This window comes from Pseudorhizobium endolithicum, from assembly GCF_902153245.2.
Classification (GTDB): Bacteria; Pseudomonadota; Alphaproteobacteria; order Rhizobiales; family Rhizobiaceae; genus Neorhizobium; species Neorhizobium endolithicum.
Map to the genome: position 1 here is coordinate 322,163 of NZ_CABFWF030000010.1, position 17,503 is coordinate 339,665.

A 17,503-nucleotide genomic window follows, 5' to 3' on the forward strand; every position below is an offset into this window, starting at 1 on the left:
TGTCAGGCTTCGTAGTGGTCGCGCACCAGCCTGTCCAGGAGGCGGACGCCATAGCCGGAGGCCCAGGACTGGCTGATCTCGCTGGAGGGCGAATTCATCGCCGTGCCTGCGACGTCCAGGTGGGCCCACCGGGTTTCGCCGACGAAACGCTTCAGGAACTGGGCGGCCGTGATGGCGCCCGCATGGCGTCCTGCCGAATTCTTCATGTCCGCGAACTTGGAATCGATCATCTTGTCGTATTCCTTGCCGAGCGGCATCCGCCAGACCTTTTCCCCCGTCTGCTCGCCCGCACCCGCCAGTTGCGCCGCCAGTTCGTCGTCATTGCAGAAAAGGCCGGCATGCTGGTTGCCCAGCGCCACCAGTATCGCACCCGTCAGCGTCGCGAGATTGATCATGAACCGCGGCTTGAACCGGTCGTTGCAATACCAGAGAGCATCGGCCAGCACGAGGCGGCCTTCCGCATCGGTATTGATGATTTCGATCGTCTGTCCGGACATGGAGGTGACGATGTCGCCGGGGCGCTGCGCTTTCCCGTCGGGCATGTTCTCGACCAGTCCAATGATGCCGACCGCGTTCACCTTGGCCTTGCGCGCAGCGAGGACCTGCATCAGGCCGATCACCGCGGCCGCGCCGCCCATGTCGCCCTTCATCTCCTCCATGCCGGCGCCGGGCTTGATCGAAATCCCGCCCGAATCGAACACGACGCCCTTGCCGACGAAGGCGATGGGCGCGTCCTTCGGCTTGCCGCCGCGCCATTGCATGACCGCAAGCCGCGGTGGGCGGGCTGACCCTTGCGCCACGCCGAGAAGAGCACCCATCTTGAGCTCACCCATCTCCTTCTCCGTCAGGATTTCGACTTCGAGGCTGAGCTTTGCGAGCGAGCGCGCCCGCTCCGCAAATTCGACAGGCCCCAGCACGTTCGGCGGCAGGTTCACGAGGTCGCGCGCCAGCAGGACACCGCCGGCCACCGCCTCGACGTTTCCGAAGGCCTTGCGCGCATCCTTGTGGCATTCGGTCACGATGGTGACGTCCACCTTCTTCGGCTGCTTTTCGTCGTCGTCCTTCTTCCTGGTCTTGTAGGAATCGAAGCTGTAGCCGCGCAGCAGCATTCCGAGCGCGAAATCCGCCGCCTGTTCCGGCGAGGCGTTCACTCCCGGAGCGTCCAGGTAGACGACGATCCGTTTTGCCGCCTTGGCGGCCGCCGCAGTTGCGCCCCCTGCCCTCAGCCAATCATGCGCCGTCAGCGCCTCCGGCTTTCCGAGGCCAAGCAATACCAGCCGATCCGCGAGCGAGCCGTGGGGAGCCAGGACATCCACGCTGCTCATCGACTTGGCCGAAAATTTCGCAATGCCGGCGGCCCGCCTGGACACGTTTTCGGGATCGGCGGCGGTTGCGCCGGCAGGAAGGTCCTGCCCGGCCACCTGCAGCATCACGGCCACCGAACCTTCGAGCGTTGCGGATACTGCGAAGTCGATTTCATACTGCGTGGACATCATCTCTCCAGACTGTCTTGTGGGTTGTACCGAGGATCATCACGGTTTCGCGCAAGATGGCAAGGCTAGGATCGCAGGACCTTCACCGTCCGAATCCAAGGCGCCACCGCTTCGGTCCACGGCCATGCCAAGCTTATTCCATGACACAGTCCCGTGCCACAGTCGGCCCAAAAAATCGCCATCGGATGTAAATTGTCATACTGGAGCGGTCGCCAATCGGCAGGCAATCGCTTAGATAGGCGCGACCGCTTGGCGCCGCAGATGACAGGAACTCTCCCAGGACGTCGATGAAGCTGCTGGAAATCTACATACTGCGCCGAATCGTCCAGATGTTCCTGGTGACCCTGGTGCCGGTTCTGACCATCATCTGGACGATCCAGGTGCTCGGGCGGGTCAATCTCGTCACGGACACGGGCCAGTCCATGGGCTCGTTCATGATGCTGGCGACATTCATCCTGCCGACGATCATTCCCGTGGTTCTGCCTTTCGCACTGGCCATCGGCATCACGCAGACGCTGACGGCGATGAACAACGATTCGGAACTGCCGGTGATCGACGCGGCCGGGGCCTCCCGCAGCATCATCTACCGGCCGGTCCTCCTGCTGGCCGCCTTCCTCAGCGTGTTCTCCTTCGTGGTGGCGAATTTCGTGGAGCCGCCCGCCCGCGTCGCCGCCCGACAGATGGTGGCCGAAGCCTATGCCGACCTCCTGTCCTCCGTCATCGAGGAGAAGACCTTCCGCAGCATCGAGGAAGGGCTCTATGTCCAGATCTCGGAGCGGCATTCGGGGCGTGTGCTGACCGGACTGTTCGTGGTGGACCATCGGGATCCGAACTTCGACCTCATCTACTACGCCCGCGAAGGCTCCATCGACGAAAGCGGCACGTCGCTGACCATGCGCGACGGCGAGGTGCACCGGAAGACGCCGGACGGGCGGATCTCCATCATCAAGTTCATGTCCTACGCCTTCGACCTTTCGGCCATGTCGGGGGCGGAAACACCGTCCTTGAGTGCCGGCGACCGGTCGCTGGCCTTCCTGCTCAACCCCGATCTTTCCGATCCCCACATCATCGGTTCTGCCGGCAGCTATCGCTCCGAACTGCATGCGCGCCTGACGGACTGGCTCTTCCCGTTCGTATTTGCGCTGATCTCGCTCGTGGTGGCGGGTGATTCGCGATCCCACCGGCAGATGCGGCTGCATCCCATGGTCATCGCACTTGTTCTGGCCTTTGGGCTCCGCTGGCTGGGTTTCTCCTTCAAGAACCTCGTGAAACAGGACGAGGCCTACATCTTCCTGATGTATCTCCTGCCGGCCGTCACTACCGCGGTCAGCGTCTACCTTCTGGCCAGCCACCGGCAGATCCGGATGCCGTCCGTGGTCTGGCGCGTCCTCATGCCGACGTGGCATCGGATTCGCCAGCGTTGGGCAGGCCGCCTTGGAGGCAGCGTATGATCTTCTCCACCCTCGGACGCTACTTTCTCCGGCGCTACCTCGTCACCGCCATGTGGTTCTTCCTCGGCGTTAACGCGATCATCTTCCTCGCCGATTTCAGCGAGACCAGCAGGCGCTTGGGGAGCATGGAAGGCTTCACCGTCCTGAGCGGCCTTGCGTTTACCGCCATGCGCACGCCGCTGATCTTCTTGCAGACACTTCCGACCCTCACCCTCTTCATCGGCATGACCGTGCTGATCGCACTCAACCGGCGATACGAGCTGGTGGTGACGCGCGCCGCGGGCGTCTCGGTATGGCAGTTCATCGCGCCCTTCGCCGCGGGCGCATTCATCGTTGGCCTGTGGGCGATGCTGGTGGTCAATCCGCTGGCGGCATGGGGCCAACAGCAATCCGCCTCCCTCGAGACCACATGGCGCGAAGCAAGCAACCGGGCCCGCAAATCGAGTTTCGTGCCGTGGATCAGGCAGGCCTCTGAAGGAACCGACACGATCATCGGCGCGAAGAGCTACCAGGCCGAAGGCACCGAGCTTTTCGACGTGGTCGTGTTTCACTTCGACGAAGACGAGCGGGTGATCCTGCGGCAGGACGCGGCACGGGCAAAGTTGGAAGATGGTTACTGGACCCTTACCGACGTCCTGGAGAATCGCCCCGGCGAAATTCCGGTCCGTGTCGCTACGGCACAGGTACGCACCAACCTGAAGCAGGAATTCCTGCAGGAGAGCCTGTCGCAGCCAGAAGCCATTGCGTTCTATGATCTTTTGCGAAAGATCCGGGTCGGGAAGTCCTTCGGGCTGCCGACTAAACCGCTCGAGACGCAGTTTCACTCGCTGCTTTCCCTGCCGCTGCTTCTGGTGGCAATGACGCTCATCGCTGCAACAGTGACGTTAAAATTCAGCCGTTTCGCACAATCCCGCTCGGTTATTCTGGGTGGAATCGTTGCAGGCTTCGTGCTTTATGTCGTAACCGTGCTTGTGAAAGCATTCGGGAGCAGCGGGGCCGTACCGCCATTCGTGGCGGTGTGGGTGCCGGTGATCGTCGCAACCGCTCTCGGCGCGACGATTCTGCTTCATCAGGAGGATGGCTAGTGGCGGTAAACGACCGCGGAAATATCAGACGGCGCCTTGCGGTCCTGCTGGCGAGCGTTGCTGTGTGCATGAACGGCGTGCAGCCCTTGCAGGCGCACGCCCAGGAGAACGATCTGGGGCTGGCGTCTGTCGCGGACGACGACGCCAAGATGCTCCTGCGCGCCAATGAACTGGTCTACAACCGGGACGTCGAGAAGGTCACCGCATCCGGCGGCGTGCAGATCTACTACAATCGCTATCGGATGGTGGCGCAGCGGGTCGAGTACGACCAGCAGTCAGGCCGCGTGATCGCCCGCGGAAACATCGAACTGATCGAGCCGGACGGGAACCGCATCTACGCCGATGAACTCGACGTCACCGACGATTTCGGCCAGGGCTTCCTGAATGCGCTTCGCGTCGAGACCACGGACAACACGCGCATCGCCGCCGAGAGCGCGGAGCGCCTGCCCGGCGACCTGATGGTGCTCAACAACGGCGTCTACACCGCCTGCCTGCCCTGTGCCCAAAAGCCAGGCAAGGCGCCGCTCTGGCAGGTCAAGGCGCAGCGGGTCGTCCAGAACGGCCAGACGCACACGGTGCGGCTGGAGAACGCGCGCTTCGAACTCTTCGGAATGCCGATCGGCTTCCTTCCGTTCATCGAGGTGCCGGATCACACGGTGGAGCGGAAGTCCGGCTTCCTCTTCCCGACCATGAGCCTGGACGACAATCTCGGCTTCGGCATCACCGTGCCCTATTATCATGTGTTCTCGCCGCACATGGACGCGACACTGAGCCCGACCTACTACACGGGCCAAGGCGTCCTGCTGCAGGCGGAGATCCGCAACCGCTTCGAGACGGGCGACCACAAGTTCCGCTTCGCCGGCATTAACCAGCGCGATCCGCATGCTTTCGATACCGGAAGCAGCGACTACCGCGCCGACACACGGCTGATGGCAGCATCCGAAGGGCGCTTCCAGATCAATCCGCGCTGGACGTTCGGCTGGGACGTCATGGTCCAGAGCGACAACAACTTCTCCAAGACCTATTCGCTCGACGGCGTGAGCGACGATGTCTTCCGCAACGAGGTCTACCTGACGGGGCTCGGGGAGCGTAACCACTTCGACCTGCGCGCCTTCTATTTCAACGTCCAGGATACCGCCTACATCAACAACGCCGAGAAGCGGCAAGCGATCGTCTATCCGTCACTGGACTACAAGTATATCGCTCCGGAACCCGTCGCCGGCGGCGAGCTTTCGGTGACGACGAACTTCACGAACCTTTCCCGACGGGAGGAGGATTTCCTCTTCGAGGGAACCACCGCCCGCTATGCCGGCCTGGAAGGAAACTACAGCCGCTTCACCACCGAAGCGGAATGGAAACGGACCTTCACCACCTCCGGAGGCCTTTTGCTGACACCGATCCTCGCGGCACGCGGGGACGCGCTCCGGCACAGTTCATCCGATCCGTCGCTGACAATCTTTCCCGGCGACCCCATCCGAGAGCGTACGTTCAGCCACGATCTCGAAGATTCAGGTTCCTACGGCCGCTACATGCTCACGGCGGGCCTGGAAGCACGCTACCCCTTCCTGATCACCGGGGAGAACAGCAGCCACATCATCGAGCCAGTCGCCCAGGTCTTCGTCCGGCCGGACGAGCCGCTTGCAGGCGGACTGCCGAACGAGGACGCCCAGAGCTTCGTGTTCGACGCCACCAACCTCTTCGAACGCGACAAGTTCTCCGGCTTCGACCGCATCGAAGGGGGAACGCGTGCCAATGTCGGGCTGCGCTATACGGGCTCCTTCGACAATGGCGTCGGACTGCGGAGCGTGGTCGGCCAGAGCTTCCACCTCGGCGGCCAGAATTCCTTTGCAACCGAAGACCTCGTGAACGTCGGCGCCAATTCCGGCCTGGAGACGGACCGCTCGGATTACGTCGGCATGGCCGGCATCGATCTGCCGATCGGCATCTCTTTGGAGGCCGGCGCGCGCTTCGACGAGGAAACCTTCGACCTGCAGCGAACGGACGCGTCGATCTCCTACACCTCGGCAAGGATCAGCGGCTCGCTCGCCTACACGCAGATCGAGGCCCAACCGGAATACGGATCGAGCAGCGATACGGAACTGCTGCAATCCTCCACCGGCTTCCGGGTCAACGAGAACTGGTCATTGAGCGGATCGGCGATCTGGGATCTCAAGGAGCAGGAGATCATCCGTCGCGGCATCGGCATCACCTATGCGGACGAGTGCACGATCTTCACCCTCGCCTATGCCGACGAGCCGGCCAGCAGCACGAACGCGAACGACTGGAGCATCAGCGCGCGGATCACCTTCCGTACCTTGGGGGATATCGATCTCGGCTCGGGCAGCCTTTGAGGCCGGCCCCGGCCATTGTTTCGCCGCAAGAATTGTGCAACCGGGCTGATATGCTGTAGTAGACAGGGGAGCGTGGGCCGCCACCGGTGGAGGAGCAGCCGCGCAGAAGGACAAGCATCATGTCGGCACTGAAAGCAACACGTCTGGCTCTCGTAGCCGTGGCAGCCCTGGCCGCCTCGGTGGCGATCGAACCGGCCCATCACCAGGCACAGGCTGCCAGCGAAATCGTCGCGGTCGTCAACAAGGTGCCGATCACCAGCAACGACGTCGCACGCCGGGCAGCCTTCCTGCGCCTGCAACGGCAGAAGAGCGACACGAAGACGGCGCGAGACCAGTTGGTCGAGGAAGCGCTCAAGCGCGAAGAGATCGCCCGGGTCAAGATGTCGGTGAGCACCTCCGACGTGGACGGCGCTTTCGCCCGCTTCGCCGCCAGCAACAAGCTCACTCCCGACCAGTTGACGAAGATCCTGGGACAGGCCGGCGTCGGCGCGGACCATTTCAAGGAATATATCGCCGTTCAGATGAGCTGGCCGCGGCTGGTGAATGCGCGCTATGGCGGGAACCGCGGCCGCATGTCGTCGCAGGAACTCGTCACCCGCATGATGGAGAACAAGCAGAAGCCGGTCACCACCGAGTACTTCCTGCAGCAGATCATCTTCGTCGTGCCGGAATCGAAGCGGAACGCCATTCTCGGCAAACGGAAGTCCGAGGCCGAAGCCTCCCGCAGCAAGTTTCCCGGCTGCGAGCAGTCGAAGCAGTTCGCGGCGACCATGCTCGACGTTTCCGTCCGCAACCTCGGCCGCATCCTTGCTCCCGAACTGCCGGAAGAGTGGAAGCCGCTCGTCGAGAAGGCCTCCGGCGGCACGACGGGAACGCGCGTCACCGAGCGCGGCGTCGAGTTCCTCGCCATCTGCAACCAGCGGCAGGTATCCGACGATTTCGCGGCAGAGGTGGTTTTCCGTGCGGAGGATCTCGGCAAGCAGAAGGCCGGTCCGAATCCCAACGAGGAGAAATACCTCGAGGAGCTGCGCAGCAAGGCGCAGATCGACTACCGCTGATATGAGGAACCGGAATGCCGCTTGATCGTCCGCTTGCTCTTACCCAGGGCGATCCCGCCGGCATCGGTCCCGACATCACCCTCGCCGCCTGGTTGAACAGGAACGAGCACCAGATCGCGCCGTTTCTCTTCGTCGGCGATCCCGAGGTGCTGGCGGCAAGGGCGCGGCTTCTCGGCCTCGATATTCCGATCGAAGAGACGGACGCTGCGGGCGCGATGGCGGCCTTCTCCCATAGCCTTCCCGTTCATCCGATCACTGCCGGCGCGGTGGTCGCACCCGGCGAACCGCACGTCGCCACCGCACGCGGAACCATTGCGGCGATCGAGACCGCCACGTCTTTCGCGCTCGACCGGAGCGCGGCGGCGGTGGTGACCAATCCGATCGCCAAGTCCATTCTCTATGCCTCGGGCTTCCGCTTTCCCGGCCATACGGAGTTCCTGGCCGATCTTGCCACCCGTGCAACGGGAGAGAAGGTCAAGCCGGTCATGATGCTCGCAGGCCCGAAGCTTCGTGCCGTTCCGGTGACGATCCACATCCCGCTGCGGGAGGTGCCCGCCGCACTGACGGAAGACCTAATCATCGAGACCTGCCGGATCGCCCATGGGGACCTGAAGCAACGCTTCGGGATAGCGCAGCCTCGGCTTGCCGTGGCGGGCCTCAACCCCCACGCGGGCGAAGACCGAACGATCGGGGAGGAGGACCGGGATATCATCCATCCCGCCGTCACACGCCTGCGCCGCGACGGTATCAATGCTTTCGGCCCCCTGCCCGCCGATACCATGTTCCACGACGAGGCTCGGGGTCGCTACGACGTGGCCATCTGCATGTATCATGACCAGGCGCTCATTCCGGCCAAGGCCCTCGGCTTCGACACCTCCGTCAATGTCACGCTTGGCCTGCCGTTCATCCGCACGTCGCCGGACCACGGCACCGCCTTCGGTATCGCAGGCCAGGGCGTCGCCCGGGAAACCAGTCTGGTCGAAGCGCTCAAGCTCGCCGCAGACCTTGCTGAAAAATCCATGAAGGCCATTGCCTGATGGCGGCACTCGACGGTCTGCCGCCACTGCGCGAGGTCATCCAGCGCCATGGACTCGATGCGCGAAAGCCGCTCGGTCAGAACTTCCTGCTCGACCTCAACCTGACCCAGAAGATAGCGCGCAGCGCAGGTTCCCTGGAGGATGCGACCGTGATCGAAGTGGGGCCGGGCCCCGGCGGCCTGACCCGCGCGATCCTCGCGCTCGGTGCAAGGAAGCTCATTGCTATCGAGCGCGATTCCCGCTGCCTTCCAGCACTTGCCGAAATCGCCACTCATTATCCCGGCCGGCTGGAGGTCATCGAGGGCGACGCGCTCAAGGTCGATTTCCAGGCGCTCGCCAAAGACGGGCCGGTCAAGATCATCTCAAACCTGCCCTACAACGTCGGGACGCAACTGCTTCTAAACTGGCTCCTGCCGCGGACATGGCCGCCATTCTGGGAATCGCTGACGCTGATGTTCCAGAAGGAAGTGGGCCTTCGGATCGTCGCGCAGGAAGACGACGACCACTACGGCCGGCTCGGCGTCCTTGCCGGCTGGCGGACGGAGGCTCGGATGGTCTTCGACGTGCCGCCACAGGCCTTCACCCCGCCGCCCAAGGTCACCTCCAGCGTCGTGCACCTGACGCCAAGGCAGGCCCCCCTGCCCTGCGACGTCAGGAAACTGGAGACGGTGACGCAGGCGGCGTTCGGCCAGCGGCGAAAGATGCTTCGCCAGAGCCTGAAGGCGCTGGGCGGGGAAACCCTCCTGTCGAAGGCGGGAATAGATCCGGCCCGCAGGGCCGAGACGCTCTGCGTCGAGGAATTCGTGGCGCTCGCCAACGCGCTGTGAGTTAAAGCGTCGGCTCTTCCGTCAGCAGCCCCTGAACGAAGTCGAAGAGGCCGTGCCGGCGATCGCGGCGGATGCGTTCGGCCTTCACGATGCAACTGACATAGCCAAAGGCTTCATCGAGGTCGTCGTTGACGATGACGTAGTCATACTCGCGCCAGTGCTCGATCTCCGCCCGCGAGTTCAGGAGGCGCGTGCGGATCACCTCCTCCGTATCCTCCGCGCGCCGGTGCAGGCGCGACTGAAGCTCGGTCATGGATGGCGGCAGGACGAAGATGGAGACGACATCCGCCTTCATCTTCTCCTGAAGCTGCAAGGCGCCCTGCCAGTCGATGTCGAAGAGCATGTCGCGGCCCTCCGCCATCGCCTGCTCCACCGGCTCGCGCGGGGTGCCGTAGTAGTTGCCGTGGACCTCGGCCCATTCCAGGAGGTCACCCGCGTCGCGCATCCGCTCGAACTGCGGCACGGTGATGAAATGGTAGTGCTTGCCGGCAATTTCGCTCGGTCGCTTCTGGCGCGTCGTGACGCTCACCGAGATTTCCAGGCTATGATCGTCGTCCAGCAGGTTGCGGGCGATCGTCGACTTGCCCGCCCCTGACGGGGAAGAAAGCACGAGCATCAACCCCCGGCGGGCGATCTTGGAAGGGGCGAATGCCGTGGGACTCATCTACTACTCCAGATTCTGGACCTGTTCGCGGAACTGGTCGATGACGACTTTGAGCTCGACGCCGGCGGCGGTGACCGCGGCCGAGTTGGATTTGGAACAGATCGTATTCGATTCGCGGTTGAATTCCTGCGCCAGAAAATCGAGCCTTCTTCCCACGGGCCCGCCTTTCGCCAAGAGTTCACGGGTGGCGGCCACATGCGTCTTCAGACGGTCGATCTCCTCGCGGAGATCCGCCTTGGTTGCGAGCAGCGCCACCTCGGCATGGAGACGGACCGGATCGAGCGATTGCGAGCCGTCCTGGAGCAATGGGGCGACCTGCTGCTGCAGCCGGCGGGCGATCTCCTCGGGAGTACGGGACGGATCCCGCTCGACCGCCATCGTCAGTTCCTCGATCCGATCGACCTGACGGCCCATCACTTCCGCAAGCGCTGCCCCTTCCTGCTCCCGCATCTGCATCAGATGAACAAGGGCTTGCCGGAGGCAGGTCAGGATCTCCGCATCGCGAGCGGCCGCCTCCTCCTCGCTCTCCTCGGCCTCCCGAATGTCGACGATGCCGCGGATACCCAGAAGGGTGTCGAGCCGTAAGGGCGCCGGGTCGATGACATCTGCGAGATCGGCCCGAAGCGACAGGAGCGCCTCAAGGGCCTCCCGGTTCAGCACCGCCTCCAGCTTCGTCTCGGAAGCGGCAAGAGCCAGCGACGCCTGGATGTTGCCCCGCGTCACCTTTTCCCCGACGAGCCGCCGTACGTCCGGCTCAAGCCGCTCCAGCCCTGCAGGGAGCCGCAACCTGATGTCGAGGCCCTTGCCGTTCACAGAACGGAGTTCCCAGACGATCCGGTAACGCCCGTAGCTGCCTTCGCCGCGGGCGAAGCCGGTCATCGACTGCAGACCCATCCTATCCTCCGGCTAGCTGTTTCGACCTAGTTGGCCGGTTTCTCGGCCTCGTCACCGCCCGGCTGACCATCGGAGAGCTCCGCCTCGGCGGTATCAGCCCGCTCCGCTTCCAGGCGGCGCCAGCGGCGGACGTTGGCATTGTGCTCTTCCAGCGTCGCCGCAAAAGCGTGGCCGCCCGTGCCATCGGCCACGAAATAGAGGTCCTTCGTCCGCCAGGGATTGGCCACGGCCTCCAAAGCCGCCCGGCCGGGATTGGCGATCGGCGTCGGCGGCAGCCCCTTGATCACATAGGTATTGTAGGGCGTCTCCTTCTGCAGGTCCGACTTGTAGATCGGCCGGTCCGCCGGCTTTCCGTCGCCGCCGAAGAGGCCGTAGATGATCGTCGGGTCGGACTGCAGGCGCATGCCCTTCTGCAGACGATTGATGAAGACGGACGCGACACGCGCGCGTTCGTCATCGATGCCCGTCTCCTTCTCGACGATGGAAGCCAGCGTGACGAACTCCTCCTTCGTCTTGATGGGAAGATCGGGATCACGCTTTTCCCATATCTGGTCGATCAGCCTTTCCTGGGCGACGCGCATCTGCTGGACGATCTCGGCCCGCTTAGTGCCGCGGGAGAACTTGTAGGTGTCGGGACGAAGCGAGCCTTCCGGCGGCAGTTCCGCCGGCAGTTCGCCTTCCAGCACCGGGTCCTCGGCGAGCCGGAGCATCATCTGGCGGACGGTCAGACCTTCCGGCAGCACCACCGAATAGAGGATGGACTTGCCGGATTCCAGAAGCTCCATGATCTCCTTCATGGAAGCGCCTGCCTTGATCTCGTATTCGCCTGCCTTCAGCGTACCGCCGTCGCGCAGGTAGGTGGCGCTGACATAGCGGAAGACGCGAGCGTCCGAGATGATCCCGTTCCGCTCCAGATTGTTGGCGATTTCGGCGAGCCCGTTGCCGGCGCGCACCATGAAATGCGTGTTCGCCTCCAGCGGTCCCGGCTTCTGGAAGCTGGACACCATGTAGTAGAAGGCGGCGACCGCGACAACGCAGACTATGACCACCATGGTCATGACGAAGTTCAGGAAGATCACGAGCTGGCTGCGTGCCTTGCGCGACCGGCGCGGCGGTTCCGGCACCCGTTCCGGCTTCAGCGCCTCGTTGGGAGATTTCGGGATGATCGGTCCATGACCGCCGCCATGATTATGAGGCGTTTCGGCCATATGGCTGTCGTTGTTCACAGTGCCCCCCTAGAATGCACGGTCTTCACCGCCTTTTGGCCAAGCAATACGGCAAAAACAGGTTCGTTGACAGGTGGCCGGGCGTGCGAAACGCCTGGCCCGGGCAGCGTCAGGCGTCGTAGCGACGCAGGACGAGCGAGGCATTCGTGCCGCCGAAGCCGAAGGAATTCGACAGGGCGACGTTGATCTCGCGCGACCGCGCCTTGTGAGGCACGAGGTCGATCGCCGTCTCGACATCCGGATTGTCCAGGTTCAGCGTCGGCGGAGCGATGTTGTCGCGGATGGCGAGCGCCGAGAAGATGGCCTCGACCGCTCCGGCGGCACCGAGCAGATGGCCGATCGCCGATTTCGTCGACGACATCGAGATCTTCGACGCGGCGTTGCCCACCAGGCGCTCCACCGCTCCGAGCTCGATCGTGTCGGCCATGGTCGAGGTGCCGTGCGCGTTGATGTAGTCGATGTCGGCCGGGGCGAGGCCCGCGCGCTTCAGGGCCATGGTCATGCAGCGGAATGCGCCTTCGCCATCCTCCGACGGCGCGGTGATGTGGAAGGCATCTCCGGACAGTCCGTAGCCGACGACCTCGGCGTAGATCTTCGCGCCGCGTGCCTTGGCGTGCTCCAGTTCCTCCAGCACCACGATGCCGGCGCCCTCGCCCATGACGAAGCCGTCACGGTCGCGGTCATAGGGACGGGAAGCCTTCTGCGGCTCTTCGTTATGCTGTGTGGAAAGCGCCTTGCAGGCGGCGAAGCCGGCGAGCGCAATGCGGGAAATGGGAGATTCAGCACCGCCTGCGACCATCACGTCGGCATCGCCCAGAGCGATCAGCCGAGCGGCATCGCCGATGGCATGGGCGCCGGTAGAGCAGGCCGTGACCACGGCGTGGTTGGGACCGCGGAGCTTGTGGCGGATGGAGACCTGGCCGGAGACCAGGTTGATGAGGCGGCCCGGGATGAAGAAGGGGGAAATACGGCGAGGCCCCTTTTCCTTGAGGGTATAGCCGGCCTCCACGATGCCTTCGAGCCCGCCGATACCGGAGCCGATCAGCACGCCCGTGGCGATCTGATCCTCGTCTGTCTGCGGATGCCAGTCCGCGTCGTCGAGCGCCATTTCGGCGGCAGCCATACCATAGATGATGAAGGGATCGACCTTACGCTGCTCCTTCTGCTCCATCCAGTCGTCGGCATTGAAAGTGCCATCGGAGCCATCACCCACCGGAATGCGGCAGGCGATCTTGGCCGGGAGATCCTCGACTTCGAATTCGGTGACTTTCCGGGCGGCGTTCTGGCCGGCCAGCAGCCTCTGCCAGCTGACCTCGGTTCCGCATCCGAGAGGAGATACCATGCCGGTACCGGTGATAACGACACGTCTCATCGCCAGCGTCCCACCCTAGTCGTCGTCTTCCAGTTAATGAAACGGCCCGAACAAGCGGGCCGCCAAGGGAACCGGGAAGGCCGGTTCCACGATAGTTGCGAGAAAATCAGGCCTGGGCCTTCTCGATGAACTTGATGGCGTCGCCAACCGTCAGGATGGAATCGGCCGCGTCGTCCGGGATCTCGACGCCGAACTCTTCTTCGAAGGCCATGACCAGTTCGACCGTGTCGAGCGAGTCCGCGCCGAGATCGTCGATGAAGCTTGCGCCTTCGACGACCTTGTCGGCATCGACGCCGAGGTGATCAATAACAATTTTCTTAACGCGTTCTGCGATATCGCTCATGTCGGTTTCCTCGACCTTTATCTTCTCGAATGCCGCGATGGCATCCGCACCCTGTTGAAAACCTGCGCCGGCCTCCGAAAAGCAGGCTACGCGGGCAAACCCGTTCAACCCTCCGCAGGTTCCGATCATGGCCGCAACAGCGCAATGATCTCCTGCATTTCGGGGCGACTGTCCACAGTCATGGCCCGCTTAACATGCTTTCCATGTTCCGCAAAGCCAGAATTTGTTCCCGCTGAAAGCACCCACAGGCGAGTGTCTTCAGCGGCAACGCCGTCCTCAGATCATCGCCATGCCACCGTTGACGTGCAGCGTCTGGCCGGTGACATAGCCAGCTTCATTGGAGGCGAGATAGAGCACTGCAGCTGCAATGTCAGCCCCTGCCCCCATGCGCTTCATGGGAATGGCGCCGAGGATGGCATCCTTCTGCTTGTCGTTGAGCTTGCCGGTCATGGCGCTTTCGATGAAACCGGGCGCAATGCAGTTGACGGTGACGTTGCGGGTGGCAATCTCCTGCGCCAGCGACTTCGAGAAGCCGATCATGCCGGCCTTCGATGCGCAGTAGTTCGCCTGCCCCGGATTGCCGGTGACGGCGACCACCGAGGTGATGTTGATGATGCGGCCGAAGCGGCGGCGCATCATCGGATGCGTCAGCTCCCGCGTCAGGCGGAACATGGAAGTCAGGTTGACCTCCAACACGTTATCCCAGTCCTCGTCGCTCATGCGGACGAACAGGCCGTCCTTGGTGATGCCGGCATTGTTGACGAGGATGTCCACCCCCTCAAGCTCGGCTTCCGCCTTCTCGCCCAGCGCCTTTACCTCGGCACGGTCCGAGAGATTGGCTGGGAAAATCTTGACGCGATCGCCCAACTCGGCGGCAAGAGCTTGGAGCTTCTCAACGCGCGTGCCGTGCAGTCCGACAGTCGCGCCCTGCCCATGGAGCATGCGAGCAATCTCTTCGCCCAGGCCGCCGGTCGCGCCGGTCACCAATGCCTTGCGGCCGGTCAGATCAAACATGGTCACATCCCCTTGATATTGGTCAGCCGAGCAGCGCGGCCAGAGCAGTCTCGATATCGGCGGGCGTGTTGATCGCCGTGCCGGATATGGTCTTGTCGATGCGGCGGGCAAGCCCGGTAAGGACCTTGCCGGCACCGATCTCGTAGAGTTCCGTCACCTGGTTGGCGGCGAACCACTCGACCGTTTCGCGCCAGCGCACCTGGCCGGTCACCTGGCCTACCAGAAGGTCGGCGATCTCGTCGGCATCCCTGACCGGCGTAGCGCGAACATTGGCCACCACCGGCACAACCGGATCACGTTTCTCGACCTGTCCAAGCGCGTGACGCATGGCATCGGCTGCCGGAGACATGAGAGCGGAATGGAACGGAGCGGACACCGGCAGCATGATCGCGCGCTTGGCGCCCTTCTCCGTCGCCAGGGCCGCAGCCTTCTCGACCGCGGCCTTCGAACCGGAGATGACGAGTTGCCCTCCGCCATTGTCGTTGGCGATCTGGCAGATGCCCGCGGCCGAGGCCTCGCGGCAGATAGCCTCCACATCGCCATGCTCCAGGCCGATGATCGCGGCCATGGCGCCCTCGCCCACCGGAACGGCAGACTGCATCGCATTACCGCGGATGCGCAGGAGACGAGCCGTGTCGGCAAGCGAGAACATGCCGGCGGCGCAGAGGGCAGAGTATTCGCCGAGCGAATGACCGGCGACATAGGAAACCTTGTCCGCGAGCTTCAGACCCCGTGCCTCCATGACCCGGATGGCGGCCATGGAGACGGCCATCAGCGCCGGCTGGGCGTTGGCGGTCAGCGTCAGCGTTTCTTCCGGGCCATTCCACATGATCTCGGAGAGTTTCTGGTCCAGCGCGTCGTCGACTTCCTGGAAGACCGCGCGCGCCTCCGGGAACGTATCGGCAAGATCCTTGCCCATGCCAACCGCCTGGCTTCCCTGTCCCGGGAACGTGAACGCAATGCTCATGGGATGATTTCCTTCCCTTCTCGTTTTTTGCCTTCCCATTCACGTTCCCGTTGCGGGAGTCAAGGCGGGGGCACCAAAGGCATGTTGTCGAACGGGGTCCGGTAGCGGATAAGCCGGTTGCGAAAGCGCGAATCCCGCCTAAACTCGCGCCGCCCTCCAAGACAGGACTGACTTCATGAAATTCAAGAGATTGGGACGCACGGGCATTTCCGTGTCGGAAATCTGCCTCGGCACCATGACCTGGGGCTCGCAGAACAGCGAGGCCGACGCCCACGAGCAGATGGACCACGCCGCCGAGGCGGGGATCAACTTCTTGGACACGGCGGAACTCTACCCGACCACACCGGTCAGTGCCGAGACCTATGGCCGGACCGAAGAGTTCATCGGGACGTGGCTGAAGAAGAGCGGGCGGCGGAGCGATATCGTGCTTGCGACGAAGGTTGCCGGCAGCGGGCGCCCGCATATCCGCAATGGCCGCGAGCTCGATGGCGCAAGCGTGAGGCAAGCGCTGGAGGCAAGCCTCGTCCGGCTGCGAACCGATTATGTCGACCTCTACCAGATCCATTGGCCGAACCGCGGCAGCTATCATTTCCGTCAATGCTGGAGCTTCGACGCCACGCAACAGGATCGTGCCAAGGCTGCAGCGGAGATAGACGAGATCCTGTCGACGCTCGGCGACCTGGTGAAGGAAGGCAAGATCCGCGCCATCGGCCTCTCCAACGAAAGTGCCTGGGGTACGCTGAAATATCTCCGGCTTTCGGAAGAGAAGGGTCTGCCGCGGGTCGCGTCGATACAGAACGAGTACAACCTTCTCTACCGGCAATTCGACCTGGATCTCGCGGAGGTCGCCTATCACGAGGACGTCGGGCTGCTCGCCTATTCGCCGCTCGCCGCCGGCCTGCTGACCGGAAAATACCTCGGCGGCGTCCGTCCGGAAGGATCGCGCGCCACCATCAACGGTGACCTCGGCGGTCGCCTGCAGCCGCACCAGGAGCCGGCCGTGAAGGCCTACCGGGACGTCGCCCGGAAGCACGGGCTTGACCTCGCCGGGATGTCGCTCGCCTTCTGTCTCAGCCGCCCCTTCATGACCTCGGTCATCATCGGCGCCACCTCCATGGACCAGTTGAAGACGGCCATAGGCGCGAAGGACGTGAGACTGACGGACGAGGTGATGAAGGACATCGCCGAGGTGCACCGCCAGTATCCTATGCCGATGTGAGACATGGCGGTCCCTGTGAACAAGGCGGAACTTCTTTCCGCGATGAAGGACAACTTCGCCAAACTGGAGAAAGAGCTCGCTTCGATTTCTCCGAAGGAAGCGCTCGCCGCCGCGATGGACGGGCATGTCAGCGGCACGAAAATGAGCGTCAATGACCTTCTGGCCTATCTCATCGGCTTGGGCGAACTGGTCCTCAAATGGACGAGGATACGCAGCGAAGGCGGGGAGCCGGATTTTCCGGAAACGGGTTTCAACTGGAACCGGCTCAGCCCGCTCGCGCAGAAGTTCTACCAGGACTATTCCTGCCTCGACTTCGCCACAGGGATCGAAAAACTGCGATCGACGCACAAGCACCTCGTGGCGCTGGTCGAAGAGAGCAGCAACGAAGCGCTCTACGGAAAGAGCTGGCACGAAAAGTGGACGCTAGAGCGGATTCGACTTAGTCCGGGTCATATCCGGCGGCCTCGAAGTAGTTCCGGCATTCCTCGGGGGTGAAGGCGGA

General features: G+C 63.2%; 16 protein-coding genes. 8 read left to right on the forward strand and 8 right to left on the reverse strand.

Annotated features, from left to right (window positions below; translation table 11 throughout):
• Positions 1-2: 2 nt before the first annotated feature.
• Complete coding sequence (locus tag RTCK_RS07410; RefSeq protein ID WP_142592328.1) at positions 3-1,493, reverse strand: leucyl aminopeptidase; 1,491 nt, start codon at positions 1,491-1,493, stop codon at positions 3-5.
• Positions 1,494-1,780: 287 nt separating this feature from the next.
• Here RTCK_RS07410 and lptF point away from each other — a divergent pair, with 287 nt between their 5' ends.
• The 6 genes from lptF (at position 1,781) to rsmA (ending at position 9,302) form a co-directional block, all read left to right on the forward strand.
• Positions 1,781-2,944 carry an LPS export ABC transporter permease LptF gene (gene lptF / locus RTCK_RS07415; protein ID WP_142592329.1) on the forward strand — a complete coding sequence of 388 codons (1,164 nt, stop codon included), beginning with the start codon at positions 1,781-1,783 and terminating at the stop codon, positions 2,942-2,944.
• Positions 2,941-4,029 (forward strand): LPS export ABC transporter permease LptG, encoded by a 1,089-nt coding sequence (gene lptG / locus RTCK_RS07420; RefSeq protein WP_142592330.1) that lies wholly within the window; start codon positions 2,941-2,943, stop codon positions 4,027-4,029. The genes lptF and lptG overlap by 4 nt, the downstream gene beginning before the upstream one ends.
• A complete protein-coding gene (locus tag RTCK_RS07425) occupies positions 4,029-6,380 on the forward strand; it encodes an LPS-assembly protein LptD (RefSeq protein ID WP_408004510.1) in 2,352 nt (783 codons plus the stop codon). Before lptG ends, RTCK_RS07425 begins: the two co-directional genes overlap by 1 nt.
• 119 nt (positions 6,381-6,499) lie before the next feature.
• Positions 6,500-7,438, forward strand: coding sequence for a SurA N-terminal domain-containing protein (locus RTCK_RS07430; RefSeq protein WP_142521170.1), 939 nt, complete (start codon positions 6,500-6,502; stop codon positions 7,436-7,438).
• A gap of 14 nt (positions 7,439-7,452) precedes the next feature.
• A complete protein-coding gene (pdxA, locus tag RTCK_RS07435) occupies positions 7,453-8,475 on the forward strand; it encodes a 4-hydroxythreonine-4-phosphate dehydrogenase PdxA (protein ID WP_142592331.1) in 1,023 nt (340 codons plus the stop codon).
• Complete coding sequence (gene rsmA / locus RTCK_RS07440; RefSeq protein WP_142592332.1) at positions 8,475-9,302, forward strand: 16S rRNA (adenine(1518)-N(6)/adenine(1519)-N(6))-dimethyltransferase RsmA; 828 nt, start codon at positions 8,475-8,477, stop codon at positions 9,300-9,302. Before pdxA ends, rsmA begins: the two co-directional genes overlap by 1 nt.
• Position 9,303: 1 nt before the next feature.
• Here the strand turns inward: rsmA and gmk are convergent, their stop codons facing one another.
• The 7 genes from gmk to fabD all read right to left on the reverse strand — a co-directional run bounded on the left by gmk (position 9,304) and on the right by fabD (position 15,782).
• A complete protein-coding gene (gene gmk / locus RTCK_RS07445) occupies positions 9,304-9,966 on the reverse strand; it encodes a guanylate kinase (protein WP_142592333.1) in 663 nt (220 codons plus the stop codon).
• 3 nt (positions 9,967-9,969) lie between these two features.
• Positions 9,970-10,860 (reverse strand): YicC/YloC family endoribonuclease, encoded by an 891-nt coding sequence (locus RTCK_RS07450; RefSeq protein WP_142592334.1) that lies wholly within the window; start codon positions 10,858-10,860, stop codon positions 9,970-9,972.
• Positions 10,861-10,886: 26 nt separating this feature from the next.
• A complete protein-coding gene (mltG, locus tag RTCK_RS07455; RefSeq protein ID WP_142592427.1) occupies positions 10,887-12,068 on the reverse strand; it encodes an endolytic transglycosylase MltG in 1,182 nt (393 codons plus the stop codon).
• Between the two features lie 127 nt (positions 12,069-12,195).
• Positions 12,196-13,458, reverse strand: coding sequence for a beta-ketoacyl-ACP synthase II (fabF, locus tag RTCK_RS07460; protein WP_142592335.1), 1,263 nt, complete (start codon positions 13,456-13,458; stop codon positions 12,196-12,198).
• 106 nt (positions 13,459-13,564) lie between these two features.
• The gene (locus RTCK_RS07465; RefSeq protein WP_029618457.1) at positions 13,565-13,801 is read right to left on the reverse strand and encodes an acyl carrier protein; all 237 of its coding nucleotides are present in this window, start codon (positions 13,799-13,801) and stop codon (positions 13,565-13,567) included.
• 276 nt (positions 13,802-14,077) lie between these two features.
• Positions 14,078-14,815, reverse strand: a complete 738-nt coding sequence (gene fabG, locus RTCK_RS07470; RefSeq protein ID WP_142592336.1) for a 3-oxoacyl-[acyl-carrier-protein] reductase — start codon at positions 14,813-14,815, stop codon at positions 14,078-14,080.
• Positions 14,816-14,837: 22 nt separating this feature from the next.
• Positions 14,838-15,782: an ACP S-malonyltransferase gene (fabD, locus tag RTCK_RS07475; protein ID WP_142592337.1), complete on the reverse strand. Its 945-nt coding sequence runs from the start codon at positions 15,780-15,782 to the stop codon at positions 14,838-14,840.
• Between the two features lie 175 nt (positions 15,783-15,957).
• Here fabD and RTCK_RS07480 point away from each other — a divergent pair, with 175 nt between their 5' ends.
• Together RTCK_RS07480 and RTCK_RS07485 are read left to right on the forward strand one after the other, a co-directional pair.
• A complete protein-coding gene (locus tag RTCK_RS07480) occupies positions 15,958-17,001 on the forward strand; it encodes an aldo/keto reductase (protein WP_142592338.1) in 1,044 nt (347 codons plus the stop codon).
• Between the two features lie 3 nt (positions 17,002-17,004).
• Positions 17,005-17,496 carry a ClbS/DfsB family four-helix bundle protein gene (locus tag RTCK_RS07485; RefSeq protein ID WP_142592339.1) on the forward strand — a complete coding sequence of 164 codons (492 nt, stop codon included), beginning with the start codon at positions 17,005-17,007 and terminating at the stop codon, positions 17,494-17,496.
• Positions 17,497-17,503 lie beyond the last annotated feature (7 nt).